This is a genomic window from Lederbergia galactosidilytica, from assembly GCF_017873565.1.
In the GTDB taxonomy this organism is placed as follows: Bacteria; Bacillota; Bacilli; order Bacillales; family Bacillaceae_C; genus Lederbergia; species Lederbergia galactosidilytica.
Map to the genome: position 1 here is coordinate 115,119 of NZ_JAGGKH010000009.1, position 26,533 is coordinate 141,651.

22 protein-coding genes and 1 other annotated feature are annotated in these 26,533 nt (G+C 37.5%); of the genes, 15 read left to right on the top strand and 7 right to left on the bottom strand.

The features are described from left to right. The first annotated feature begins 320 nt into the window (after positions 1-320). Positions 321-1,319 carry a catabolite control protein A gene (gene ccpA / locus J2Z23_RS11290; RefSeq protein ID WP_057985295.1) on the top strand — a complete coding sequence of 333 codons (999 nt, stop codon included), beginning with the start codon at positions 321-323 and terminating at the stop codon, positions 1,317-1,319. 125 nt (positions 1,320-1,444) lie between these two features. Here the strand turns inward: ccpA and J2Z23_RS11295 are convergent, their stop codons facing one another. Genes J2Z23_RS11295 through J2Z23_RS11305 form a run of 3 tightly spaced genes read right to left on the bottom strand, consistent with a single transcriptional unit; the run spans position 1,445 to position 3,937 of the window. Beyond that, on the bottom strand, positions 1,445-2,623 hold the full coding sequence (locus J2Z23_RS11295; RefSeq protein WP_064468551.1) for an acetoin utilization protein AcuC: 1,179 nt from the start codon (positions 2,621-2,623) through the stop codon (positions 1,445-1,447). A gap of 1 nt (position 2,624) precedes the next feature. Then, the gene (locus J2Z23_RS11300) at positions 2,625-3,266 is read right to left on the bottom strand and encodes an acetoin utilization AcuB family protein (RefSeq protein WP_338011597.1); all 642 of its coding nucleotides are present in this window, start codon (positions 3,264-3,266) and stop codon (positions 2,625-2,627) included. Positions 3,267-3,304: 38 nt separating this feature from the next. Continuing rightward, a complete protein-coding gene (locus J2Z23_RS11305; RefSeq protein WP_057994691.1) occupies positions 3,305-3,937 on the bottom strand; it encodes a GNAT family N-acetyltransferase in 633 nt (210 codons plus the stop codon). Between the two features lie 212 nt (positions 3,938-4,149). On the opposite strand from J2Z23_RS11305, the gene acsA reads away from it, so the two are divergent. Further along, positions 4,150-5,868 carry an acetate--CoA ligase gene (gene acsA / locus J2Z23_RS11310; protein ID WP_209973948.1) on the top strand — a complete coding sequence of 573 codons (1,719 nt, stop codon included), beginning with the start codon at positions 4,150-4,152 and terminating at the stop codon, positions 5,866-5,868. A 532-nt stretch (positions 5,869-6,400) separates the two neighbouring features. Here the strand turns inward: acsA and J2Z23_RS11315 are convergent. Further along, positions 6,401-9,385: a transglycosylase domain-containing protein gene (locus J2Z23_RS11315; RefSeq protein ID WP_064468554.1), complete on the bottom strand. Its 2,985-nt coding sequence runs from the start codon at positions 9,383-9,385 to the stop codon at positions 6,401-6,403. Positions 9,386-9,522: 137 nt separating this feature from the next. After that, positions 9,523-9,744, top strand: a binding site (T-box leader). A gap of 49 nt (positions 9,745-9,793) precedes the next feature. Here J2Z23_RS11315 and tyrS point away from each other — a divergent pair. The 6 genes from tyrS to J2Z23_RS11345 all read left to right on the top strand — a co-directional run bounded on the left by tyrS (position 9,794) and on the right by J2Z23_RS11345 (position 14,969). Beyond that, complete coding sequence (gene tyrS, locus J2Z23_RS11320) at positions 9,794-11,059, top strand: tyrosine--tRNA ligase (RefSeq protein WP_209973950.1); 1,266 nt, start codon at positions 9,794-9,796, stop codon at positions 11,057-11,059. A gap of 191 nt (positions 11,060-11,250) precedes the next feature. Further along, complete coding sequence (locus J2Z23_RS11325) at positions 11,251-11,880, top strand: HD domain-containing protein (protein ID WP_174517081.1); 630 nt, start codon at positions 11,251-11,253, stop codon at positions 11,878-11,880. 197 nt (positions 11,881-12,077) lie between these two features. Then, the gene (locus J2Z23_RS11330) at positions 12,078-12,221 is read left to right on the top strand and encodes a hypothetical protein (RefSeq protein WP_165589611.1); all 144 of its coding nucleotides are present in this window, start codon (positions 12,078-12,080) and stop codon (positions 12,219-12,221) included. Between the two features lie 140 nt (positions 12,222-12,361). Beyond that, entirely contained in the window at positions 12,362-12,583 is a 222-nt protein-coding gene (locus tag J2Z23_RS11335) for a hypothetical protein (protein WP_209973952.1), read from the top strand. 775 nt (positions 12,584-13,358) lie between these two features. Next, the gene (locus J2Z23_RS11340; RefSeq protein ID WP_057985276.1) at positions 13,359-13,994 is read left to right on the top strand and encodes a DUF1232 domain-containing protein; all 636 of its coding nucleotides are present in this window, start codon (positions 13,359-13,361) and stop codon (positions 13,992-13,994) included. Between the two features lie 15 nt (positions 13,995-14,009). After that, on the top strand, positions 14,010-14,969 hold the full coding sequence (locus J2Z23_RS11345) for an LCP family protein (protein WP_057985274.1): 960 nt from the start codon (positions 14,010-14,012) through the stop codon (positions 14,967-14,969). Positions 14,970-15,357: 388 nt separating this feature from the next. On the opposite strand, the gene J2Z23_RS11350 is transcribed toward J2Z23_RS11345, so the two are convergent. Beyond that, a complete protein-coding gene (locus J2Z23_RS11350; RefSeq protein WP_064468558.1) occupies positions 15,358-16,656 on the bottom strand; it encodes an ABC transporter substrate-binding protein in 1,299 nt (432 codons plus the stop codon). 808 nt (positions 16,657-17,464) lie between these two features. Between J2Z23_RS11350 and J2Z23_RS11355 the strand changes: the two genes are divergently transcribed. From J2Z23_RS11355 to J2Z23_RS11375, 5 genes are all read left to right on the top strand, one after another. Next, positions 17,465-18,547: a Gfo/Idh/MocA family protein gene (locus J2Z23_RS11355; protein ID WP_057985269.1), complete on the top strand. Its 1,083-nt coding sequence runs from the start codon at positions 17,465-17,467 to the stop codon at positions 18,545-18,547. Between the two features lie 296 nt (positions 18,548-18,843). Then, positions 18,844-19,863 (top strand): ABC transporter substrate-binding protein, encoded by a 1,020-nt coding sequence (locus J2Z23_RS11360; protein ID WP_209973953.1) that lies wholly within the window; start codon positions 18,844-18,846, stop codon positions 19,861-19,863. Further along, positions 19,853-20,884 (top strand): FecCD family ABC transporter permease, encoded by a 1,032-nt coding sequence (locus J2Z23_RS11365; RefSeq protein ID WP_082881411.1) that lies wholly within the window; start codon positions 19,853-19,855, stop codon positions 20,882-20,884. The genes J2Z23_RS11360 and J2Z23_RS11365 overlap by 11 nt, the downstream gene beginning before the upstream one ends. Continuing rightward, the gene (locus J2Z23_RS11370; RefSeq protein ID WP_057985266.1) at positions 20,884-21,666 is read left to right on the top strand and encodes an ABC transporter ATP-binding protein; all 783 of its coding nucleotides are present in this window, start codon (positions 20,884-20,886) and stop codon (positions 21,664-21,666) included. The genes J2Z23_RS11365 and J2Z23_RS11370 overlap by 1 nt, the downstream gene beginning before the upstream one ends. Before the next feature lie 50 nt (positions 21,667-21,716). Further along, complete coding sequence (locus J2Z23_RS11375) at positions 21,717-21,860, top strand: hypothetical protein (RefSeq protein ID WP_209973982.1); 144 nt, start codon at positions 21,717-21,719, stop codon at positions 21,858-21,860. A gap of 275 nt (positions 21,861-22,135) precedes the next feature. Here the strand turns inward: J2Z23_RS11375 and rpsD are convergent, their stop codons facing one another. After that, positions 22,136-22,738, bottom strand: a complete 603-nt coding sequence (rpsD, locus tag J2Z23_RS11380; protein WP_057985265.1) for a 30S ribosomal protein S4 — start codon at positions 22,736-22,738, stop codon at positions 22,136-22,138. A gap of 364 nt (positions 22,739-23,102) precedes the next feature. Between rpsD and J2Z23_RS11385 the strand changes: the two genes are divergently transcribed. Continuing rightward, on the top strand, positions 23,103-24,500 hold the full coding sequence (locus tag J2Z23_RS11385; RefSeq protein ID WP_209973955.1) for a sensor domain-containing diguanylate cyclase: 1,398 nt from the start codon (positions 23,103-23,105) through the stop codon (positions 24,498-24,500). Positions 24,501-24,588: 88 nt separating this feature from the next. Here J2Z23_RS11385 and J2Z23_RS11390 read toward each other — a convergent pair whose 3' ends face one another. After that, positions 24,589-25,068, bottom strand: coding sequence for a GAF domain-containing protein (locus J2Z23_RS11390; RefSeq protein WP_057985261.1), 480 nt, complete (start codon positions 25,066-25,068; stop codon positions 24,589-24,591). 313 nt (positions 25,069-25,381) lie between these two features. Here J2Z23_RS11390 and refZ point away from each other — a divergent pair, with 313 nt between their 5' ends. Beyond that, the gene (refZ, locus tag J2Z23_RS11395; RefSeq protein WP_057985259.1) at positions 25,382-26,035 is read left to right on the top strand and encodes a forespore capture DNA-binding protein RefZ; all 654 of its coding nucleotides are present in this window, start codon (positions 25,382-25,384) and stop codon (positions 26,033-26,035) included. Positions 26,036-26,533 lie beyond the last annotated feature (498 nt).

A 26,533-nucleotide genomic window follows, 5' to 3' on the forward strand; every position in this document is an offset into this window, starting at 1 on the left:
TAAAATTTCGAATAACAAAAGATGTTTTCATTGATAAATCACTTTTCAATACTCAATTGCTCGATTTTCTGCTATTATAAGAAATGTACCATAATAGGCTGCGGATGAGAAGAATGTTAAACAGATTGATACTATTTTTAAATATGTATAATTTTCGTTGTGAAATAGTTCACTTGGGTGACAAAATATGACAAGAATAAATGCTTTCATTTGCTTGATAACGAATCATTAGCGTATGATAATAAAAATGGGATATTTTGTTTAAAAATGGTTAGTTTTTAGGTTTTTTGTTGACAATAAATAAGAGGAGTGTGAGACCAATGAATATCACAATATATGATGTCGCAAGAGAAGCTAATGTCTCCATGGCAACTGTATCCAGAGTTGTTAATGGTAATCCAAATGTGAAACCTGCGACCCGCAAAAAAGTAATGGAAGTAATCCAACGTCTAGAGTACCGTCCAAATGCTGTAGCAAGGGGTCTTGCAAGTAAAAAAACGACAACAGTCGGAGTGATTATCCCTGATATTTCAAGTATCTTCTATGCAGAATTAGCTCGAGGAATTGAAGATATTGCTACAATGTATAAATATAATATTATTCTAAGTAACTCTGATCAAAATTTGGATAAAGAAATGCACCTGCTAAATACAATGTTAGGAAAACAAGTGGATGGTATTGTCTTTATGGGTGGTCATATTACTGAAACTCATATCGATGAATTTAAACGTTCACCTGTTCCTGTTGTGTTAGCGGGATCCATAGATCCATCTGGAGGAGTTCCTTCGATTAATATTGATTATCGTCAAGCAACTTATGATGCAGTTTCTTCTCTCATTGAACAAGGTCATAAACACATCGGTTTTGTGATTGGACCTTTAAATAATCCAATTAATCTTGAACAAAAATTAGTTGGTTATAAGGATGCACTTGAAGCTGCAGGCATTGAATTTCAAGAGGAGTATGTTGTTGAAGGTGATGAAACATACGAATCAGGTCTTGAAGTTTGGAGCAAATTCACCGAAATGGAAAAACGCCCAACAGCTATTATTGCCGGAAATGATGATATGGCAATTGGAATTATGAATGGGGCACAAGATGAGGGAGTTTCCATTCCGAATGAATTAGAAATTATTTCCTCTGATGATACGAAATTAGCTACTATGGTACGACCACAACTATCTTCAATCTCTCAACCTCTTTATGATATTGGTGCAGTTGCCATGCGGTTACTAACAAAGTACATGAATAAAGAGGAAGTCGATGAAGGAACAGTCTTGCTTCCACATCGTATTGAATATCGTGACACAACGAAATAAACGACAAGGCAAATAACCATTTCTTTTCATATGTAGTAGTAGGTAGATCCAAATCAAAGTGATTTGGATCTTTTAATTATTTTGGAATGATAAAACTAGCCTAAGTAGACGCTTTCATATTGATTTTAATTTTTTCCTTTTAATTGTTTCTGTTGTTGTCTAACAAAGTATAATGCCCGTTCTAATGTTTGCTCGTTTTTTTCTTCGATGTCTAAGCGGCGTGGGATTGGTTCATACATATCAGCCGGATCTTCCCAATTTTTAATTAAGGGAACAGGAGCCTTTTCTTGCCAGCTATCAATCCATTCCTTTGGTAGGGGACCAGACATTTTAGTTTGCTCTGTCATTTCTAACCAAATAAATGACCAGGCTCTTGGGACTACTCTCCATATGTCATATCCGCCACCCCCAACTGCTATCCATTTTCCACCACAATATTGATGGGCGATTTTATGGGCTAACTTAGGAATTTCTTGATATGTCCTCATAGTAGTTGAAAGATGTGTTAATGGATCATAATAATGAGCATCAGCACCATTTTGGGTTAATAAAATATCAGGTTTAAAATACTCGGCTATTTCCGTAACAGCAGTTGAGTATGCGTTCAAAAAGGAATCATCCTCAGTAAAGGCATCGAGTGGAATATTAAAAGAATAACCATATCCACGGTCTTGTCCCCATTCATTGACATTCCCAGTCCCTGGAAAAAGATAGCGACCTGTCTCGTGGAGGGACAATGTACAAACATCATCATCATCATAAAAAGAAGCTTGTACACCATCTCCATGATGGGCATCAGTATCAACATACATTACTCGTGCATTGTATTTTTCGCGTAAATATTTAATGGCAACAGCACTATCATTATAAATACAAAATCCAGATGCTTTCCCACAAAATCCATGATGAAGCCCACCACCAAGATGAAGGGCGTGTAAGGCTTTCCCTTGCATGACTTGATCGACTGCCGTTAATGTACCTCCAACTAGTCTGCTACTCGCTTCATGCATACCTGGAAAGATGGGCGTATCTTCTGTACCAATACCATAGTTTTCAGCTTGGCTACTTGATAACTGGCCAACACTAGCAAGTTTGACCGCTTCAATATAGGACTGCTGATGATTAAGCCGTAATTCTTCCTCTGTCGCTATCCTTGGGACGACAATATCTTCTAAGCTAATTGCATTGATATTCTTTAGTAAATCCAAAGTTAATACTAATCTGTGCTGGTTAAAAGGGTGATGCTTCGAAAAGCGATAGGTAAGTAACTCATCGGAATAAATAAAAACGGAATCTTTTTTCATATTATCCTTCCAAACCAGGCGTATTTGGCCAAATAACATCAAGTCCAAACTCTTTCAAAGTTTGAACTAGCTTAAGTGGATTCATAGTGGCGACCCTAAATACCAGCACTTTATGGTCAAGGCTAAGAGAATCAGGATAAAGCAAGACACTTAAGACATTTATTTGGTTATTTTTAAAGATAGAAGTGACTTCATGTAAAATACCAACGCGATTAGGGACTCTAATTTCAATTTGTGAGCCAGGTTGATCAGCACCAGTTAACTTAACAAACGTATGTAATAAATCTGTCCCAGTTACAATTCCAACGAGTTTTTTATTTTGAACAATAGGCAGACAACCAATACGATGAATGTATAATACATAAGCCACTTCTTCAACAAAATCTAGAGGATGACCAGTGATTAAGCTTGTGATCATTAGTTTTGATAAAGGCTGTTCAAGTAAATCTTCGGCTTTATCTCCTTCTAATAAAACAGGTGTAGCGGCTTTAATATCTCTCTCTGTTACAAGTCCAACGATTTCATGCTTGTCATTTATCAGTGGTAAATGACGAATTTTAGCTTCATGCATAAGTTCTATCGCTGATCTCAATGAATCATCGGGAGTAAGGGTAATAACATTCTTTTTCATTATTTCTTCCACAATCAATCTAGTCAACTCCTTTTCTAGTAGTGAAATGATTAATACATGAAACGGTTAATAAATCGTATATTATCAAATTTCTGGATAGAATCTGGAGAAACTCTTTTGCCGACACGAACCATTAGACAATTGGCTGGGTGAGAGGTAATCTCTGGGTCGTCTGTTGCATACCAAACTAATCCACCTGAGCTCATCATTTTTTCCATCACTTTTCGGTATTCCCACACATTTAATCCTGTCCCCTTCAGATCCCAATGCCAGTAATACTCTGTTGTAATAATAATATAATCCTCCATTGCGTCATCCATCATCGCCACATCTAATAAAGCTTTACCGACTCCTGAGCCACGGAAATCGGGAGCAACCTCTATAGCACCAAGCTCGATTAAATTTTCGATATTTCCTTGAGACCAACGCTCAAGGGGATCAGGATAAAGAAAGGTGACATAGCCAACTACTTGGTTTTCCTCACGAGCAACAATAATTCGCCCTTCAGGAAGATCAGCAATTTCGATTAATGCTTCATGTTGCTGTTTAGCAGGTCTAAAAGCTACTAAACCTTCATGAAAATCTAGACTTGCTAGCGTATCCCCTGAGATCGGACCTTCGATAAGCAATGTCCCGCTTTTACTTTTAAGCTGTCTAGCATTATATGTTTTTTTATGTTCCATTAAAATGCCTCCTTCAGCTTACATCTATATAACGATAAAAATTATTAAATATATTGTGAAAAAATTGTGAATGCGTTACTCTTATATTATAATAGTATACACCATTTATAGTAAGCGTATACAGATAATGCTATATTTAAATGTTAGATTTATAGCGGTACGAATCTATAAAAATGGTTACTGTAAATCGAACAAAAGGGAGTTGTCAAGAAATGAACTTGGAAGCGTTACCAGTTGTTCAAGGAAAGTACAATCTAGAAAACTACGAAGACACATGTGCAAATTTTGATTGGTCTGATACAGAGAAACAATTCTCATGGTATGAAACAGGTCGAGTAAATATGGCTTATGAAGCTATTGATCGCCATGCGGAAACGTTTAGGAAAAATAAGGTTGCTCTTTATTTTCGTGATGATAATAGGGAAGAAAAATATACGTATCGTGATATGAAAATATTGACAAATAAAGCCGCCAATGTCTTGAAGACCCATGGTAATGTGGAAAAAGGAGACCGAGTGTTTATCTTTATGCCACGTTCTCCAGAACTGTATTTTGCCATATTAGGAACAATCAAGCTTGGTGCGATTGTTGGTCCGTTATTTGAAGCTTTTATGGAAGGGGCTGTAAAAGATAGATTAGAGGATAGTAAAGCAAAAGTTCTTGTTACTACTCCAGAATTGCTTGGGAGGGTGCCTGTTGAGGAATTGCCAGATTTAAAAAGCATTCTCTTAGTTGGGAATGATATTGAAGAAAATGACATAATCGTTGATTTTAATAAACGGCTGGCTGAAGCCGATCGCAAGTTAGACATTGAATGGGTTGAACGAGAGGATGGTTTAATTCTACATTATACTTCTGGTTCAACCGGTCGTCCTAAAGGTGTTCTTCACGTTCATAATGCAATGGTTCAGCAATACCAGACAGCACGCTGGGTATTAGATTTACAGGAAGAGGATGTATATTGGTGTACTGCTGATCCAGGATGGGTGACAGGGACTTCGTACGGAATTTTTGGTCCATGGTTAGCAGGTGCATCCAATGTGATTGTAGGCGGAAGATTTAAGCCAGATACTTGGTATCAAGTATTAGAAGATTTTGGAGTAACCGTTTGGTATAGCGCTCCAACCGCTTTCAGAATGTTGATGAGTGCTGGTGATGAGCTAGTTAAGCAATTTAACCTATCGGAACTTCGCCATGTATTGAGTGTGGGAGAACCGCTTAATCCAGAGGTTATACGTTGGGGATTAAAAGTTTTCAACAAGCGGATTCATGATACTTGGTGGATGACAGAAACCGGTGCACAATTGATTGTGAATTTTCCTTGTTTAGAAATTAAACCGGGCTCAATGGGCAAACCAATTCCTGGAGTTGAAGCGGCAATTGTAGACGATCAAGGAAAAGTCTTACCGCCTAATCGAATGGGGAACTTAGCAATTAAGAAGGGATGGCCTTCAATGATGCGGGAAATCTGGAATAACCAGGCGAAATACGACTCCTATTTCCTCCCAGGAGACTGGTATGTTTCAGGTGATTCAGCCTATGTTGATGAGGATGGATACTTCTTTTTCCAAGGCAGGGTAGATGATGTGATCATGACCTCAGGTGAGCGGGTTGGTCCGTTTGAAGTGGAAAGTAAAATACTTGAGCATCCTGCTGTGGCAGAAGCTGGTGTAATCGGAAAACCTGATCCAGTACGTGGTGAGATCATTAAAGCATTTGTGGCACTACTTGAAGGCAATGAGCCAACAGATGAATTAAAAGAAGATATTAGGCAATTTGTGAAAAAAGGTCTTGCTGCTCATGCAGCACCGCGTGAAATTGAATTCCGCGATAAGCTACCTAAGACACGAAGCGGGAAAATCATGCGTCGTGTATTAAAAGCTTGGGAACTTGATTTAGCAACAGGTGACCTCTCCACAATGGAAGACTAGAAAAGCGGAGGGCGGTTGCTTAGGGGCGACAAGCAAATGTTCTTGAACTAAAGAAGGGTGAACTATCCCTTCATTGGTTCAAGGTTATTTGACCTCGAGCCCCTACCGCCTGTAGCTAGCCTAAAAAAGCGGAGGGCGGTTGCTTAGGGGCGACAAGCAAATGTTCCTGAACCAAAGAAGGGTGAACTATCCCTTCATTGGTTCAGGGTTATTTGACCTCGAGCCCCTACCGCCTGTAGCTAGCCAAAGAAAAGCGGAGGCGCCTGTCAAGCGATGTACAAATTTGGCTAACAAGGATGAATGGCTAAAATCGCGCCGTCCTAGCGCAACGTTGTTCTAGCCAACATTCAGAAAGATTGAATAGCTATTGTCTCGTTAATAACGATAATATTAGTTATAAAATGCGGTGGTTGCTCTGTGATGGAGTAACCACTTTTTGTTGTATTCCATGATCACGTTAAGGAGGAATAGAATACAATAGAAAAACGGAGAAACAAAAGTTTCTCCGTTTTATTTAATGGACAATCGTGCTCTATTCTTCTTTTTTCTCTTGTTCTGGCTCAGGTTGTTCTTTCTTTTCTTCTTTCTCTACTTTCTCTTCTTCTTTCTTTTCCTTTTCTTTTTCTTTCTGTGCTTCCGCTTGTTGTTTCTCTTGTTCTATCTTTTTTGCTTCTTCAGCATTCTTTTGCTCTTCTATCTTTTGTTGATCCTCTTTTTTCTTGTTTGCATCATCCGCGCTCTTTTTTGCTACTTCTTCCTCTTTTGCCTTTTTCTCTTGGGCAGCTTTACCAACATGATTAGATGGTTTAGATTCTCTTCCTGCTATATCCACTGCTACGACATAGTATTTACCATTTCCAACATTATGAGAGAGTGTCCCATCAGAGAGGACAGAAGCAACTTTTTTACCCGCTTCATTATAGACACGATAACCAACTACATCATGACTTCCAGATTTATTCCATGTAATGGTTTGTCCATTCATTTTGGCAGAAACCGCTGCTGGAGCTTTTCCATCATCCTCTAATTTAGCATCTGCGACAACGAGCCTTTCCCATTGGGAATTAGCTGGAACGAGTTGGGAAAAGTCATTCACATAGCCGTATGTTATTCGATTCAGAAAACCTGGATTAATGATTAATCCTTCCCTAGTAAATTCTTTTGGTGTAGAAGATAAGGCGGCATATTTTTTTCCGTTTGCTAAAATATAACGACCACCAGCACCTAAACTATCATCGGTTTTGTTCGGTACATATTTTGCGTTGTATATATCTGTACGAACAAGTCCCGCTTTTTGACAGGCTTCGGAAGGAGCCATACCTGAAACAGCACAATAAGATCGGCTGACAATTCCTCCTGGAGCTTTAAAGCGTTCCTTAGGAGCAATCAAATCTGGATCAACATCATACGCCGAATTTATCAAGTTAGCCCAAATTCGATAATTCCGTTGACCATTATCTGTATTAGATGTCCGATTAGAGGCATAACCAATCCAAGTTCCGAAGGTAATATTTGGGTTCGAGCCGATTAACCATGAATCACGATACTCATTGGTTGTCCCTGTTTTACCTGCCCAATCTGTAGAAAACTTTAACATTCCTGGAATAGAGGAGGCTGTAGCTCCTGGTCGGTTAAAGACACCACGCATCATATCAATCATTAAATAGGCTGTTTGTGGACTAAATACTTCAACAGGTTTCTTCTTATGTTCATAGACAATATTGCCATCATGATCGGTAATTTTTTCAATCATATAGGCATCGACGAATTTACCACCATTGGCAAAAGTTGTATAGGCATTGGTATTCTCTTCAACCGTTACCCCGTGAGTGAGACCGCCGAGTGCAGAGGAGAGATAGCTCCCTTCCTCTTTACTTACAGAAGTGATCCCCATCTTACGTAAATATTGCCCAGGATCTTTATCGCGAATTTTCCAAAATGTACTAACAGCTGAAGCATTATAAGAATTAGCTAAAGCTTCCCGTGCCGATACAAGGCCATAATATCTCCAGGAAGAGTAGTTTCTCGGTGTGTAGGTCCCACCGGAGCCATTAGGAAAATTATATGGTAAATCTGCAATTACCGCGCCTGGTGCACTTTCGCCCATTTCGATCGCTGGTCCATACACAAGTAATGGTTTCATACTTGATCCATTTGCTCTTGGCACACTTGTAGCGTAATTCCATTGATCCAGTTTAAAATCTCGTCCACCAACAAAACTTAAGATTTTTCCTGATTTATTGTCAATTAGAATAGCACCAATTTGCATCGGATCGTCAACTTCTTCCAATTTGCCTGTTTCCGGATTCTTTCGCTCCCTTTTATAAGTGGGACCGAAGTTTTGAAAATCATTCTTTGTTTTATCAAGTGCCTCATACAGCTTTTTATCAATTGTAGAATGAATTTGATACCCATTTTGGCGAATATCTCGGTCTGCTAATGTCAAGTATTTACTGCTTAATGCTTCATCTTCCTTTAAGTCCTTCTTTTCATATCCATCTTGTTTAGCAAGTATTTCTGCTAATATTTCAATCGATCTTCCTTCAATTTCCTCGATTAAGGCAGGATACTTATCATAAGAACGTGGCTGTTTAGAAATGAAATCTTTAGTGATATCATATGCAATGGCCTCTTTGTATTCTTTTTCTGTAATGTATTCCTCTTTTTTCATTCTTTTTAACACAGTTTTCATCCGATTTAAACCAGGCTCTAGTAGCTCAGCATCTTTTATTTCCCCTTGATTTGTAAATGGGGTATATCGGAATGGACTTTGTGGCAAACCTGCAATAAAGGCCGCCTGTGGCAGTGAAAGATCTTTTGCGTCTTTTCCAAAGATCCCTTTAGCAGCTGCTTGGACACCACCAATATTTTGTCCAGAAGAATTTCGCCCGAACGTCGTGACATTCAAATAAGCTTCGAGTATTTCATCTTTTTCCATAAAACGTTCGATCCGCAGGGCGAGTAAAACCTCTTTTGCTTTTCGATCGAAGGAAACTTCATTTGTAAGGATTTGGTTTTTTATCAATTGCTGTGTAAGTGTACTTCCTCCCGATTGAACAGAGGAATTGGTAAACTCCTGGAATACAGCGCGAAATAAAGCTTTAGGTACCACTCCTTTATGCTCGTAAAAATATTCATCTTCCGTGGCAATTACGGCTTTCTTTAAATGATCGGAAATTTGATCTATCTTAATTTCTTCGCGGTCAATATCAGACCGTAATTTCCCTAAGGTTTTATTATTGGCAAAGTAAACCGTGGAAGTTTCTTCATATTGATAGACACTTTTGACCATTTCTTCTTTTGCTAATACTTTTTGGTCTTTGACAAGTGAGGCAAAATATCCTAAGCCAATCCCGCCAGCAAAGGCTCCCCCAATAATAAAGACAATGATAAATAAAAGCAGAAGATTCCAAGTTACACCATAGGTTAGCCTTGCTCCCCTTAAGATAGATTTATAATGAATTTTGGAAGCAAATGTTTTTATACTCTCCCAAATTTTATGCATCTGGTCTTTCATTCGTTTTCATCCCTCCCAAAAATCATTCCTATTATAGCATAATTAATGAATAGGAATGATAGAGTAAATGAAAATTTTATAGAAATTTGACAACCAAGGGGAAATATGGTTAAAATACTTTAAAGTTCATTAAAAATATACTTGCTTTGACAGGAATAAGTAGCGGGCTGTCCCTGTAAATTAGAGAATCGATGGTTGGTGCAAATCGATACACACAGTCTGACGAATTACCTCCTTGAGCATTTGTCGTGAGAAATCAATAATAGCGACAAACGGTATAATGCCGTTATAGATCAAGAGTGGGGAGTGGAGTAATCCATTCTCAAGTTGGGTGGTAACACGGTTAAATCGTCCCTTCGTTTTTACGAAGGGGCGTTTTTTTATTTTTTCAGGAAGAGAGGATCATATATGAGTACATTATTAGACGATTTAAAGTGGAGAGGGTTAATTTATCAAGAAACTGATGCAGATGGATTAGCAGATACATTAAATAAAGAAAAAATCTCTTTATACTGTGGGGTCGATCCAACTGCAGATAGTATGCATATCGGTCATTTATTGCCATTCTTAACATTAAGACGATTTCAAAATCATGGACATCGCCCTATTGTTTTGGTTGGTGGTGCAACTGGATTAATTGGTGACCCAAGTGGTAAAAAGGAAGAACGGAAGCTACAAACATTAGAACAAGTTGATAGCAATGTGCAAGGGCTTAAAAAGCAGCTGGAACAAATTTTTGATTTCCAAGGTGAAAATGGAGCCATTCTTACTAATAACTTTGATTGGGTAGGATCGATGGATCTAATTACTTTCCTAAGGGATTATGGTAAGAATATTGGTGTTAATTATATGTTGGCCAAGGATATTGTATCCTCACGGCTGGATTCAGGTATTTCATTTACAGAATTTACGTACACCATTCTACAAGCGATCGACTTTTATCAATTATACGAAAACTGGAATTGTAAAATGCAAATCGGTGGAAGTGATCAATGGGGAAATATTACAACTGGTTTAGAAATGATTCGAAAAATGGCGGGAGAAGGAGCAAAAGCCTACGGAATGACGATTCCACTGGTGACAAAAGCCGATGGAACGAAATTCGGAAAAACCGAGAGTGGTGCGATTTGGCTTGACCCTGTCAAAACGACACCATATGAATTTTATCAATTCTGGATTAATACATCTGACGCAGATGTGATTAAGTATTTAAAACTATTTACATTTTTGGATAGAGCAGAAATTGAAGAATTGGAAAAATCGGTACAAACAGAAGCACATCTACGAAAAGCACAACGGACATTGGCGGAAGAAATGACAAGGCTAATTCATGGAGATGAGGCCTTAGCACAAGCTATACGTATAACAGAAGCTTTATTTAGCGGAAATATCGCAACTTTAAGTGCGAAAGAAATTGAACAAGGCTTAAAGGATGTTCCTACATTTGAACATGAAGAAGGAATGGATGCTGGATTAGTTGAAATTCTTGTGCAAGCAAAAATCTCTCCATCTAAGCGACAAGCTAGGGAAGATATTCAAAATGGAGCTGTTTCTATTAATGGAGAAAAGACAACAGATCTAAACTATCAGCTAGAAGAGGAAGATAAGTTGGACGGAAAATTCACTGTCATCCGTCGTGGAAAGAAAAAATATTTTTTGATTCAATACAAGTAAGAAAAGCATTTGTCAAATGTAAAGCTTTTTACGAAAGCTGAACCATTAGTATGAAGAATCTATAGTTGTTAGGCAGCTGCAGATGTTTCGATTCCTACACTGAATGGGGTTCTAGTTATAAAAATGATCACATGGATAATATCTGTGTGATCATTTTACATATGTAACCAAAAGATATGGAGGGGAAAAACATGGATAAAGCCATGATCATTAACAAAACAGAAGAATGGGTCTTTCAAGAATTGAAGACAGAGACAAGTGGGCATGATTGGTGGCATATTTATCGGGTTACACAAACAGCAAAATCCATTGCACGGGTTGAAAAAGCAGATATATTTATTTGTGAGATGGCAGCGTTATTACATGATTTGGCTGATCCGAAATTATATGAGAATGAAGCAGCACAAATTGAAAAAATAAAAAAATGGTTAAAGGATTTAACAGTAGAAGAGCGGTTCATAACAGCTATAATAGAGATTATCAGTACAATGTCCTACAGAGGGGGAGGACGTCCAGCCATGAAGACAAAAGAAGGAGAAGTGGTTCAAGATGCCGATCGGCTTGATGCGATTGGAGCTATTGGAATCGCTCGTACATTTGTTTTTTCAGGAGCTATGAATCAATTAATTTATGATCCTTCTGAACAAATTCAAAACATCTCACTGAAAAATGCTAGTGCAATTCACCACTTTTATGATAAATTATTAAAATTAAAAAGTTTGATGAATACGGAATATGCGAGGAAATTAGCGGAATCCAGACATAGCTATATGGAAAATTTTTTAAAACAATTTTTTCAAGAGTGGTCAGGTGAACTTTAAATTCGCGAATTGAAAATGCGGGTTTATAAGGACTCAATAAAGGGAATATAATAAGTAGGAAACATAAATGGTATGTAGGCTTGATAATTGGCTAAATCAAGCTTTTTGTTTTGAATAGAGAGAATAAAAAAACAAAGCAACCGCCAAATGTTTTTAGAATATGGGGAATTTTATAAAAATGGGGAGGAAAGAACATCTTGAATAGTCCCGATAAAAACGTATTTGTAAATGAACTGGGTTGGTTACTTGATGAATATCGCCAGGCCCCAGCTTATTTGCGTGCTGTTATCCTGGATGATATATTGTTATTATGTAATGCTATTAGTTTGGCTGAAGCATAGTAATACCGTCATAGATATAGAACGAATTATTATCTATTACAATACTTCGTATTTTCATAAATATCAAGTATTTTGATCTTTCTTACGTTGTTCATAAGTTTGAATGGAAGGATGTGTTCTTAAGCTGATTGGAATTGGTATTGATAAACTTTAATAATTTATCAATACCATTTCCAATAGTGGATCATATGGATGTACTAATCGCGATTTTACCGCTCCTTATTATGGTTGTTGCTTTTATTGTGGTAATAGGCCTTGTCGTTTGGTTTGCCGTTACCGTTTTAAAAAAACAGAAGGAAAATAATATACTTTTGAAAAAGATACTGAAAAAATTAGATAGTTCTTATGAAAAAGTTGAATGAACTTTTTCATAATAAATCACGATTTGGGTGAACCGTAAAGAGTCTTCTTTTTTACAACCAATCTAGGTTTGTAAAAAAGAAGACTCTTTTAACTTTTTGTAGTGTAGCAATCCTGGATGATTTCCATAGAGGCTAATTTCTCATCTAACAACTCTATTTTATGACCTCTTATACAGGCTTATCCTAGCGCTTCTTTTAACTTGTCAGCTCATTTGTACTTGGTTTTGGGAAAGCCTTATAGGGTATGCCTATCATATCTCACTAATCCTTTTTTTGCTAATATCTCAAAATAATAACTTAATACAACAAGAGGTTTTAATACTTTTCAATACAAGCAATTCCGTGATGTATTTGACGTTTTGTCAACAGTCTCCTCTGGATATCGATTATTCTAGGAATTGCCCTTTCAGTAAATGCTCTTACAAATGGAGTAGGAGCAGGGCTTTTAGGGATATCCCCGATTATTATTTCAATATTATCAGCTGTGGGAAGTTTTATGGCGATTAGGGTTGAAGTAACCTGGGGAATGAAACTAAGGAATGTGCATCTAGGTAGATATACTTTAGGTGAATTCGGAACTTTCATAAGTGGCATCCTATTATTTTTTGTGGCGATGCTACTCTTTGTATAAGGGAAATATGATTGGTAAACCAAAACATTTAGAAGCTCGAGCCTGTGCTTTAAAATAGCTCGGTTTTTTCGTTGACAAAATGTCAATATTTTTATATCGTTTATAGCGAGGGGAATATATAGCATTTCAGAGGGGGAATATGAAATGAAGGAAAGTCAAGAGGAAAGGACTAAACTAGGTCTGCTTTTAAAGAGTTTATTAGATAGAAGGTCCCTTTCAATGAGAAGATTAAGTGAACTAACCGCGATTGATACTGCCACTATATCGCGAATTATAAATGGCAAGAGGAAAGCGACACTTGAGCATTTACACAGCTTTTCCATTCACTTGGATATTTCGATGAATGAGCTATTGGACGCTGCAGGTTACCCAATTAGGGAAGAAGAAAAAGCTGGATCAAAGCTTAGTGAGCATATAGAAAGTATCCAGCATTCACTTGAGTCATCCATCGCTCAACTTTCTGAGGAAGATATCGATCGAAAGTTAGAGGAATATGCAACATTTGTCCAAACAACTGATGGAAGAGAAGAAATTTTATCCGGGTTTGATCAGAAAGTTAGGAAAGTGGACAGTGTTGGACCGTTTATTCAGCATTTAAAAGGATTCTTTGAAAAATTCCAACTGAAAAAGGGCTCTTCAGCAGAATTAATTTTAATTGGTAGTGTCCTCTTATATTTCATTATCCCAGTTGATGTGATACCAGATTATTTGTTTCCTGTTGGTTATATTGATGATGCCATAGCAGTGCAATTGATTGCGAAAAAAATAGGGGAAAGTTAAAAGGGGGGAGAGGACTTGAGAACGAAAAACAAGAAATCGCGGCTAAAAAAAGGAATAATCGGATTTTGCTTATTTACTAGTTTTATAGTCACTTTACTTATTATTTATAGTATTAGCGAATATCAAAAGGGATTGGCAAATAACGCGGATGGGCAAGAAATAAGTGATATAGGAGAATCAACCCAGGAACCTTTTCAAGGAGAGGAAGTGCAGTTTGGTGAAATAAAGATCTTATTGATCGGCAGTGATGCTAGGAAGGAAGAACAAGGACGATCGGATGCTTTAATGGTTGGATATTATAATCAACACACTCATGAAATAAAGCTTGCGTCACTTATGCGTGATACATATGTGGATATTCCAGGATATGGGATGCAAAAGTTAAATGCGGCATATTCATTTGGAGGGCCTGAGTTAGTTAGAAAAACAATCAAACATAATTTTGATTTAGACATAAATTATTATGCCATTGTTAATTTTACCGGTTTCCCAAAACTAGTCGACTTGGTTGCTCCAGAAGGTATAGAAGTGGATATCGAAAAAGAAATGTCCACCGGAATCGGTATGACATTACATCCTGGAAAACAATTATTAGATGGCAATGAATTATTAGGTTATGTACGATTTAGAAAAGACCAATATAATGATTTTGGACGAGTTGAGAGGCAACAAGAAGCAATAGCCAAGGTCTTGGAGGAGGCTGTTAGCGTTCATAATATCGTCCAACTTCCCAAAATTGTCGGTACTGCGGCATCTTATGTGGACACGAATATAGATTCTCGAATTTTATTTACAATGGGAAAAGACATCATAATGAACAAGACAAGAGAAATGGAGAAAATGCGCATACCTATTCCAGATTCATATACCGATCAGAATGTCGATGTCGGAGCAGTACTAAGCATCAACCTTGAAGAAAATAAACAAGCATTGAACGAATTTTTCTCGGGAGAGGCAGTTGCGATAAAAGAATAGAACTTAAACCACTGAAAAAAACGATATTTTATTGTCAGAGTGTAGGTGTAGCTTATACTAGAAGAAAGCAAGCTAAAAAACAATACGTTTTCGTTTACCTGGCGTCAGTCTTATACGGTTAATCCCCAATGATTATGTTTTACTAAATTTTTCGGGTATGAATCTCTCTTTTCCTTAATATATTGTTTCTTAAAGAGTGAATGCACCTTCTGAGATAGAAACGTTGGCAATAAAAAAGCAAATCCTAAAGGAGAGATCCCTTAGGATTTGACCTTTATCCCTAAATTAACTCGTAGTAAATCTCCACTTCAAGAATTCGAGGAAGATAGAATGATAGTGTGGCCGACCTGCTAATTTAGCGGAAGAGAAAAAGAAATATACCGTTTCTTTACTGTGAGCTTTTTGCGTTTTGAATTTCTGCAGCGGCTTCTTCGGCAATCACTCGAAGGTATTCATTGCTATCCATATCGGATTCAGAATATCTTAGAAGATCTAAATTTACATACTGATCCCATTGACTAATTTGTTCTGGTGGTGTTGCTGGTGGATGGGCAAAAATGGAAGATACATTTTTATCGTGTGTTGATTCATAATCTTGAAAGAATGAATCTAGGACATCTTCATTTGTGCTTGAAGGTCCGATTCCATTGCGAGAAGCCCATTCCTGGTACTCATTCTCAGTAAAAAAGGTGATCACATCAAAAGCGGCATCCTTATGTTCACTCTCTGGATTGATGCTTAAACCGATAAGACCACCATCTGGACGGTGACTTACCGCTGGTCCATTATCCCAAACTGGTAAGGGAGCGACATCCATATTTAAACCTTCCGTTTCTTTCCACCAGTTTAATCCTTGCACGAATGCCACAACCATGGCTGTAGTTTGATCTCCATCGAATCTACCTTGGTTGAAAGCTTCTCCATCGCTCTTTCCTTGAATATCTAATATTTGATCAATGAGATCAAAATATTGGCCGAATTCTGGTTGATCTAATAATACTTCACCAGTTTCTGGATCTGTTTTATTCACAGCTAGTTGTTGAAGAGGTGCCTCGGCATTACCTAAATCAAGCCCTCGATAATGGACACCATTTCGTTCGCTAGTTAAATTGCGTGCAAGGTCTAATGCTTTATTCCATGTCAAATTTTCATCTGGATATGGCTGACCAAACAGATCAAAAATATCTTTATTGTAGAACAAAACATAGTAAATGACTTCATAAGGTAAGGCTAGTAATCTACCTTCTTTATCTTTTGATCGAATTGACTCAAGAAAAACGGGATTAATATGACTCAAATCATATGAATGTTTTTCAATCAACTCACTTAAATCATAATCAAGCTCGAGATATTCCATCGTTTGTTGCGAAAGCTCAAAGAAAATATCGGGAGACGTTCCACTTGCAAACACTTCTTCTAAATCTTCTTGTCCAGACCCCGCTCTCACCTGTTCTAACGTAATATGGGGAAACTGCTTTTCAATCGGCTCTTTAAAGCGTTCATTAAACATTTCTTCATCCCAATGGACAAGTACAGAGATCGTAACAGGTTCTTTTTCATCCTCCTTTGCGGAATCAGGAGAATCGGTTGGATCTACTTTTTCGTTCTTGCCAGAACAGGCTACACACAATAGGCCAAAAAATAAAATCAATAATAACGAAATAATCATTCTAGAAATCGCTTTCACTTTTGAATACCCTCCAATACGATAAATTTGAAATCCTCCATATCTTGTTAGGAGTTAGGATTAGATTTTCTTTGATCGTGCAAAGAAGGATGTATGTTAACAAATGTATGCATTTATATGAACATCTATTCTATTAAGGAGAATTTAAAAAGATTGCAATCACAAATCGAGAAATTGGAAAGTTAACTTCAGGGAAATCTTTTTATACATGAAAAACATGGCTTATTTGTCTCAAGTCTTTTCAAGGGGGCGAAGCCCAACGATAAGAGGGAGATGAATGTCGGTTGGCGCAAGCCAGGGAAAGCACTTTCATCTTTGGAACGAATGTTCTATAATGGAGTTAGATATAGCAGAGGAAGTGATGGATGTGTTGGTCAATCAAAAATATGAGGTTTTCCCAACAGAAAAACAAAAAATGCGGAACGATACTTGATCGTGACCATAACACTAGTCGAAACATCTTACAAAAAGCATTAGATGAATATTACCATAACGAAATAGTCATAACTGTAGGGCAAGGTTGTGTCCGAACAGTATAATCTACGCCTGTGGAGACCGTGTAGACATATTGGCACAACCCCATTATGCGACGGTTCATGAAACAGGAAGCCCCTTCTTCAAACAACTCTATAGGGGGGGAAGAGGGATCATTCACCAAAGAGACAAGGATATTTCTGAAAAAGATAGAATATATAGTAAGATGTGGGAATACACATACATTGTCTGTGTACACGGATCCTCAGGAATGAATCCGTGCACATCATATGGGACAAGTCTTTTAAAAATCTAATGTAAAGGGTGGAATCATTTGAAGAGCAAAGTGAAAATTGGGATTATTGGTAGTGGTGGCATTGCTGGAGCTCATGTTCGTGCTTACAAACAAATGCCTGATGTGGAAATTGTAGGAGTTGCAGATGTAATCCCAGGGAAAGCGGAGGAATTTGTACATAGACAGGAATTAGCGAATGCTCAGGCTTTTGAAAGCCATTTGGAGTTATTAGAAATGGACATAGATGGTGTAAGTATTTGTACCCCGAATATTGCCCATCATCAAACAAGTGTCGATGCTCTACAAGCTGGAAAACATGTATTAGTAGAAAAACCACTTGCAATTACCCTTGAACAAGGGATTGAGATGGTACAAGCTGGTAAGAAAGCGGAAAAAATATTAACAGTTGGGTTTCAACCGCGTTATGATCCAAATATGCAAGCCGTCAAAAAAATCGTTCAATCTGAGTTAGGGAATGTCTATTATATACAAACCGGTGGTGGTCGTAGAAGAGGAATGCCTGGTGGCACTTTTATCAGCAAGTCATTAGCCGGTGCTGGGGCCATGGCGGATATTGGCTGTTACTCTCTAGATTTGGCCTTGAATGCTTTAGATTACCCAAAACCACTTAGTGTGTCTGCTTTCACCTCTAATCATTTTGGAACAGATCCTCTCTATCATCCAGAAGCAGAGCGATTTGAAGTTGAGGATTTTGGAGTAGCCCTTGTAAGATTAGAAGGTGGAAAAGTGCTTAACTTTAAAGTTTCCTGGGCGATGCATGCAGATTCACTAGGTCCAACACTTTTTCTTGGAACAGATGCCGGTTTAAAACTAACTCCAGCGGGCAGTGGACCGTGGAGTGGTGTCTGGGATGGTGGCATTGGCTCCATTACAATGTTTCATGATGTCCAAGGTCATCATACAGAAAGCATCATTCCAGTCCAGCAACATCATTACGACATTTTCTTCGAAAAAGTTCGTGACTTTGTTGTTGCGATTAAGGAAGATAAACCTGCACCCATTCCTGGTGAAGAAATTCTTATTAATCAAGCGATTATTGATGGGATTCTTAGGTCTTCCGAATTAGGCAAGGAAGTGGAGATTGACATACCTGAGCTTTAGTAAAAAATTGAATGATTCACCTGCAGAAACTCAAACACTACATAACGTCCACTATGAGAATGGTGGACGTTATGTAATTTTAGAAAAAGAAATTCCAAGAAATGGTTGACATAAATCGGATATCTAATTAATATATATAAATCGTAATCGTTACGATTTGCGTTTTATTGAAAAAAGCTGTGTAGCAAATTCTTTAATGAAAATTTTTATCTGTTAAATCGTAATGATTACGATATATAGTTGGATAGGGGGAGCAAAAATCTTGCCAAGTATGACAAACAAAGGGGGAAAGAATTTTGAAAAGCAAAATTTGGGTCATTGCTTTATTCGTTATCATTTTTTTAGCTGGTTGTGCGACAAAGGAGGAAGTGGATGGGCAAAAGAATGGTGAAAAAAATAGGAATCAATCTGAAGAAAATAAAGTGGAGAAGGAAGCTAACGGCAAGCTAACAGTCACAGATGATTTAGGAAATGTGATGATCTTAGAGAAAACACCGGAAAGAATTGTCGTTTTGTCACCATCCCATTTAAATTTATTGTATGACTTAGGAGACGAGGCTGTTGGAAGAACGACGCTTAGTCCAGATCGTATTCCTGAAGGGGCCGAAGATATAGCAGATATTGGTCACCATACGAATGTAAATGTGGAAGAAGTTTTAGCCTTAGACCCTGATCTAGTCATTGGAAATACTACCTTACATAAAAAATTAATTCCGATTTTGGAAGATAGTCATATTCCTTTTATAAATCTAGATATGATATTACTAGAAGATGTTAAACGAAATGCAAAGCTTGTTGGAGAGGTTTTAGGCGATCGTGAGCAAGCTGAAGAACAAATTGCGGAGCTAGAACAAAAAGTAACAACGATTCAAGAAAAAATCAATCAATATCGTGGTAAGGAAGAACCGAAAAAAGTAGCGATTTTTAATATCACTCCTAATAATGTCACAGTCAATCGAGAAAATACTATCCCTGGTGAAATATCCCAAATATTAGGATTAACCAATATCGCAGAAGGTGTGCCTGCGCTTGAGGAAAATCCGACGCAAACAGCATTTAGTTTGGAAAAGGTGGTTGAGGAGGATCCAGATATGATTTTCGTTGTCCATCATGGTGAAAAGTCCAAGGCAGAGGAAAGAATGGATATTGATATGAAAAATAGTCCTGCGTGGTCTACCTTAACCGCTGTTCAAAATGATCAAGTGCACTTCTTACCAGGAAATTTATTCTTATCAAACAGCGGATTAAACTATGATGAATCAATCCAATATTTAGCAAAGCTTGTATATCCTGAGGCTTTTAATGATGTTGAGTGAAACAGCGGTGAAAAAGCCAGTTTTTAAGTGGGAGAATATAAGGGAACGCCGAACATGGCGTTTGTTCATTCTATTCATCTTCTTTATTCTTGCCTGTGTAAGTATTCTATTCAGCCTATCCAAAGGGGCTGTCGACATTTCATGGTCTACGATTTGGACATCGTTGACTTCCTTTGATATGGAATCCAAACAGCAAATATTATGGAATATACGTCTTCCAAGAGTGATTATTGGCGCATTAGTTGGGGTGAATTTGGCTTTAGCTGGAGCTATTTTACAAGGGATTATGCGCAACCCTCTGGCTGATCCAGGAATTATTGGTATTAACTCTGGCGCAGGATTAGTGGGAGTCGTCATTTTACTTTTATTTCCACATTTAGAATTCATCGTTCCAATAGGGGCTTTTTTTGGTGCCATGGGTGCTGCGGTACTTATTTATGTTTTAGCTTGGAAAAGAGGGATTCAGCCGGTCAGGATAGTATTGGCTGGTGTAGCTGTTTCTGCATTTTTAGGATCATGGATTTCTATATTGATGATTTTTTATAGTGATCGTGTTCAAGGCGCCCTTATGTTTATGGTGGGAGGCTTGTCTGCAAGAAGCTGGAATCATGTCGAAATGATCTGGATTTACAGCCTACTAGGTCTACTTTTTGCTATTTTCGGCACAAGATGGATGAATATATTGCTTTTGGGGGATGAAACAGCACGGGGATTAGGTCTTTCAGTAGAGCGGACAAGAATCATCATGACAGCTGTGGCATCTCTGCTTGCAGCAAGTGCTGTCAGTGTTGTGGGCTTATTAGGCTTTGTTGGACTAATTGTTCCACATGCGGCTAGATTACTAATCGGAAATGATTATCGTCTACTTATCCCTGCTTCTTGTTTTCTAGGGATTGCGGTTGTAACTTTTAGTGATACGGTTGGACGGTTGATCATGGCACCCGTTGAAATTCCTGTCGGTGTGATTATGGGGATTTTCGGAGCACCGTTCTTTCTTTATTTGTTAAGGAGGGAGACATAATGAGTATATTAGAAGCGAAAAAGATTGATCTACGTTATGAAGAGAAATTCATTGTTCAATCCCTTGACCTTTCAATTCAAAAAGGAAAGATTTATTCCCTGCTAGGACCAAATGGATCGGGAAAAAGCACGATTTTAAAGGCTTTATCAAGGAATTTAAAAATAGAACAAGGTGCAGTGTATTTGAATGGACGGATGATTCGTGAATTGAAGGCCAAAGAGATCGCCCAAAAAATGGGGATTCTTTCTCAGTCACCATACACACCACCTCATTTTACGGTAAGAGACCTAGTGGAATATGGTCGTTTCCCTCACAAAAAATTTTGGGAGAGACTCTCAAAGGAAGATCTTGATATTGTGAATTGGGGGATTGAGCAGACAGGATTAACGACTTTTGCCAATCGAGTTGTTCATACTTTGTCAGGGGGAGAACGGCAAAGAGCATGGATTGCGATGGCGCTTGTTCAAAAACCCTCCATTCTGCTCCTTGATGAACCGACTACTTATTTAGATATCGCTCATCAATTGGAGATTATGGAACTTGTAACGTCTATTAATAACGACTTTGGCATCACTATAGTGATGGTATTACATGATATGAATCACGCATCTAAATATTCTGATGAACTGATAGTATTGAAAAATGGTGGGATTTTTGCACAAGGATCACCTATTAAAGTATTGAATAAACATACGATTCGAGAGGTTTTCGGAGTGGAGGCGGATATATGGGTCGATCCACTTCGCCAAAAACCGATTTGTATTGCACAAGCACTAGCATAATATCTCAGCTGAACGATCAGAACTTCATCAATCGAAGGGAGATGAAAAAATTGAAGAGTGATAGAGTTTATTATCCTTTTACTGCGATTGTCGGGCAAGAAAATATGAAATTAGCACTTTTATTAAATAGTATTAATCCTGCTATTGGCAGTGTTTTAATTAAAGGGGAAAAAGGAACGGCGAAATCAAGTTAAACAACATCCTGTCTGCTGGAACAGTTAAGCAGGGGAGAGTTAGCTGATAATAAAAAAACCGCCATTTATTCGGCGGGTTTATTTCATTTCTCTGTTATTAGTAAGCGTCTGTCCGCGTATTTTTTTTGCCCCCAAAAGCACCCCCAAACCACCCCCAAATGGTTAATTTTATATGGGGGTTGGTTACAAACCTGATAAAAACAGAAAAACCCTAGAAGCGTTGATATAACGCAATTTCTAGGGTTTTAAATACTGTTCTTTAATTAGCTCTGAACTTAACGTGAGTAGAACTCAACGATAAACGCTTCATTGATTTCAGCTGGGAGCTCAGAACGTTCAGGCAAACGAGTGAAAGTACCTTCAAGCTTGTCTGCATCGAAAGAAATATATTCAGGAACAAAGTTTGTTGCTTCAACAGATTCTTTGATAACAGTAAGATTACGAGATTTTTCACGTAGGCTGATTGTTTGTCCAGGTGTTACTTTGTAAGAAGGAATGTCTACACGACGTCCATCTACAAGGATGTGACCATGGTTTACAAGTTGACGTGCTTGACGACGCGTACGAGCTAGGCCAAGACGATAAACAAGATTATCAAGACGCTGTTCTAGAAGGATCATGAAGTTTTCACCATGCTTACCTTTCATTTTACCAGCTTTGATAAAAGCGTTATGGAATTGACGCTCATTTACTCCATACATATGGCGTAGCTTTTGCTTTTCTTGAAGCTGTAAGCCATACTCAGAAAGTTTTTTACGTTGGTTTGGACCATGTTGTCCAGGCGCATAAGGGCGCTTTTCAAGTTCTTTCCCAGTTCCGCTCAAGGAAATGCCTAGGCGACGGGAGATTTTCCAGCTTGGGCCGGTATAACGAGACATATAAGTCTCCTCCTTAGGTTTTATTTTTGTAAAATAAAAACCGATGATACAGCAATAATGGGTATTTTATTTTCATGTACCTTCGCCCTAGCAGCAGTGGGTTACACGATACACCTCATGGAGAGGAATAAAATACAAACATTATCTGTTCATTTAGGCTGCATTATTTTACACAACGACCATTATATATCGATATAACGAGGAAGTCAATATCAAGAAATATATCTGTTTTTATATAGGTATAAAGTTCTATTTGTGGTATGATTAAAGATATTATCCATTATATAAAGAAAAATCAGTAGGTAAAAGAGCCTTGTTTTGTAAAAACGGATCTACTTTGGGAATTGCGAGGGGGGGAATACAAATGGTACATAAACAAAAAAATGCACAAACTCTAGAGGAAATGATGTTTAGGGAGTTGTTCAGAGTGACAGATAAATGTCATTCATCCATGGACACGAGCCTAGTACTTGCTGAGATTATTGATACATTAAAAAGGGTATTTCCTGAAAACGATTACTTCCTTATACTTGCAAATGATGAGGAAGTAGATGAAGAATTACCAGTGAAAAGTCTTGAATTTGGTACTGCCCATCAGATTGCGATCACTGCCTATGTCAATGCTACACTTGAAATTGAGTTAGCGGATTACCCATCCATTTACGCCCCATTGAAGGGGAAACAAGGGGTATACGGAGTTTTACAAGTAACTTCTCGATTACAATCAGTATTTGAAGATGTACAAATTGATTTTATTCGCCTGTTGGCCAATACAGTTGGAAACGCCATGGAGAACGCAAAGCTCTATCAACAGTCACAAAAACTAATTGAAGACTTGCGGCTGATAGACGAAATGGCCCAAGCTTTAAATTCAATTTCAAGTTACAAAGGGGCTATTCGTTATTTGCATAGGCAAATTACGCAAATATTTGAAAGCTCTGCTATAGGATACGTCATTTTAATGGAAGAACGACCAATAATCTTACAAGAAAGTTCTTCATTTTTTAAAAGGAAGTTAGGAAAATGTCTTGCCCATTATGTCTACGAACAAGCAGGCCATAATGGAGAAAGTTTATTTATGGGGAAAACAGAAAATTTGCCTGGAAAACTTGAAAGTAGTATAGGTTCATTGATGGCTGTCTATTTTCATAATCAGTCTTGGGAAGGCTTTGTTATCATAGTTGGGGCAGAGCCATACATGTTCACATTTGAAAAGTTTCGCTTATTTCAAACCCTAGTACAGCGATCTTCTCTTAGTGTGACGAATGTGTTTCTACGTGAGCAATTGGAAAAAATGGTGATTACAGATCAACTAACTCAGCTATTTTCTAGGGGATATTTAGATAAGAGAATCAAAACATCTATGGAAAATGATCGTGAAGGTACATTTATTTTAATTGATTTAGATGATTTTAAAAATGTGAATGATACATATGGTCATCAAGCAGGTGATAAAGTATTAATTCAAGTGGCGGAATTGATCCAAGCAAATCTTCGGGCATCAGATACGGCCGCTCGTTGGGGTGGGGAGGAACTTGCTGTTTATCTCCCCGATATATCCTTGGAAAATGGAATAGCTGTTGCTGAAAGATTGCGAAAGCATATTTCTGAACAGACCAATCCTAAGGTGACGATATCTTGTGGTATTGCGAGTTGGGAACCATCCCAATTAGGTAATGTATCTGATCTATTTAGACGGGCTGATGCGGCATTATATGAGGCAAAGAACTCTGGGAAAAATCAAATTAAAATTTCATCTTGAAGATATCAAAAGAAGATCTGCCCTCAATTAGACAGATCTTCTTGTTAGGTTATGGAGAATTATCAGTAACTAAATGATGAATATGCGCCTATAGGAAGCTTTCCAATGTTTGAACAAATTTTTCCAAATAGATTTGATCTGTGTGATCAAATCTATTTTTTTCAGGACTATCAATGTCTAGCACACCAAATAGTTGCTCATCTTTAAAAATAGGGATAACTATTTCTGATTGGGACGCTGCATCACAGGCAATATGTCCGGGAAAGTCATGTACATCTTCAACAATAACCGTTTTTTCGCTTGCGGCAGCTGTTCCACAGACACCTTTAGCAAAAGGAATACGAACACAGGCTGGTAATCCTTGAAAGGGCCCTAAAACAAGTTCATTATTTTCCACTAAATAAAAGCCAACCCAATTAATTCTATCTAAAAACTGATTAAGGAGAGCAGATGCATTACTTAAATTTGCCATGACATTTGGTTCTCCCTCTAAAAGTGCTTCGAGCTGTTTAATAACAATTTCATATTGATCTTTTGTATTGCCTTCATAGGCCTGTGTTTTAAACAAAATTACCCCTCCTTTTCTCTCTTTCGACAACCTCTAAAGAAACTGTCGAGAAGTATTGAAAGGAATTTTTCTTGTCTTACCGAAATGGTTTGTAAAGGTGCTGAAAGTCTAACATGGTTGTAAGTAAATGAATCATCTGATGATAAGGTGGTCAACCATTCCTGTACAAAGTCCAGTTAGCGATAAGTTAGTTCCGCACACTTAACGGCAAGATTCCAATTTCGTATTGGACTAGAAATCCTATCAAAGTTCTAAAAATTTATATCATTTTCTCATATCCAAATAAATTGTTCAAGAAATGGGGGACAGAATAATGACAACTCAAAAAGGAACAACAAAAGAGGCAATTGTAGAAGCGGCCATCGCGTTATTTTATGCTAAGGGGTATAAAGGAACGACAATCCGTGATATTGCTTCAGAAGCAAAGATTAATCCCGCCAATATCTCATACTACTTTAAAGGGAAACAAGGCCTGTTAGAAGAATGTCTTATCAGATTTTTTGAGCCATACTTAGCTTGTTTGGAAGAAGAAACGGGAAAATTGGAGAAAGACCAAGCAGATCACTGTTTAAAAAGAGCGATAAAACGAGTTTTGGTTTTTCAAAGTGAACATAAGTTGCTTGCACGTTTTGTTTGGAGAGAAATTAGTATTGATTCCCAAACATCCCGTGAAATTATATCGTCTTATTTAATGAAAGAACGCTTCTTTTTAAAAAACTTGATTCAGGCCACATTGAAAGAGCAAAAAATGGCTTTTCCTATCAGTATGTTGATCATTCAATTAAAGGGAATACTGATGATGCCTTATGTAAATAGCCTATATGTATCTGAAGTTTGGGGAATGGGTCCGCATGAACCTTATTTTATTGATAAATATCACCTAATGATAAGTAAATGGCTAGAATCATGGTCAGGTAACCAAACTTTTGTAAAGCCAATCGAATCTGTTGCTTCAAACCACTATTAAAAAATGGGGACTTATTTAAATGTTGGAGAATGATTGAATCATGTTTTGATAGTGGTTATGTTTTTCGCCTTTAAATCAATCTCTATCAATATTTTGTCTCGTGTATAACAAGGCGTTTTTCACAAAATGAGCAAATTTAAACATGTACCCAGGATTGAATTTTTTAACAATCTATCAAAAAAATTCTGCTCTTCCTCGCTAAATCTTTTGGTAAGATTGAAGGAATATAAACACAGGATGATTTTATTCATTCTGCGTTAATAGTTATTTCATCCTGTTCTTCACCACGGTATAATTTATGCAAATAATACCATTTTTGTCCATTGGAAATCCATTTGATAGATAGCAGCATTTAAAGTAGATAGACTAGTTATATATGTCTTACGAACTTGTTTGTGTATCTTAAGCTAATCCTTATGAATATATTTTCTAATTCCTCTGCCTACTTAAAATATTCTCTTTTTCAAGCTCCCCTAAACTTCTCGTTTCATTCGTCGA